The organism is Clostridium sp. CF012 (assembly GCF_018861755.1).
Lineage (GTDB): Bacteria > Bacillota > Clostridia > Clostridiales > Clostridiaceae > Clostridium_AD.
In genome coordinates this window covers 1-651 of sequence record NZ_JAHLEF010000133.1, presented here as the reverse complement: position 1 = coordinate 651, position 651 = coordinate 1, and the positions used below count along the sequence as shown (strand labels likewise).

Annotated in this window: 2 pseudogenes; one reads left to right on the top strand and one right to left on the bottom strand. The window is 30.1% G+C overall.

From position 1 onward, the window contains the following. Positions 1-227, top strand: a pseudogene (locus KPL50_RS26700) (transketolase); the annotation flags it as partial. A gap of 135 nt (positions 228-362) precedes the next feature. Here the strand turns inward: KPL50_RS26700 and KPL50_RS26695 are convergent. Beyond that, positions 363-651, bottom strand: a pseudogene (locus KPL50_RS26695) (L-sorbose 1-phosphate reductase); the annotation flags it as partial.

Genomic DNA, 651 nt, shown 5'->3' with positions numbered 1-651 from the left:
CTCAATCAAAGGAGTATAAGGAATCTATATTGCCATCATCTGTGAGAACAAGGCGCGCTATTGAAGCCGCTGCTTCATTCGGTTGGCACAAATATGTTGGAATAGACGGAGACGTAATTTCCATTGATAGATTTGGAGCTTCAGGTAAAGCTGAAATTTTATATAAAGAGTTTGGATTCACAACAGAAAATGTTGTAAGTAAAGCACTTAAACTACTAGGTAAATAATTTTATTAAAATATAATTTATTAAACAAAGACCATCTACTCAATATTGAATAGATGGTCTTTGTTTAATAGTATAAAAAAAAGATACAGGAATTTTATTTAATCCTGTATCTTTTTTTATCATTTAATTTTCGTATTATTTAGTTTTCCAATTTTCAAGTAAATATGTCTCTGCCTCTAAAGACCAAAGTCCCTTATTGTTTTTTGCAATTTCTGCTAATTTTTTAAAACGTGGATCTTTTTTGCCTTTTTCCTCAAATTCGTCTATTGCTGTAATATCCATAAATATATTAGTATATATCAATTTTTTACCTGCTGGTACTTCTGTTAATTTAAGTGTGGCATCAGCTGCACTATCAAGTCCTCCAATATGAGTAACCATAACTGCTGGATTTATAATATTCTTTTCTGTCATTCTTAATGAC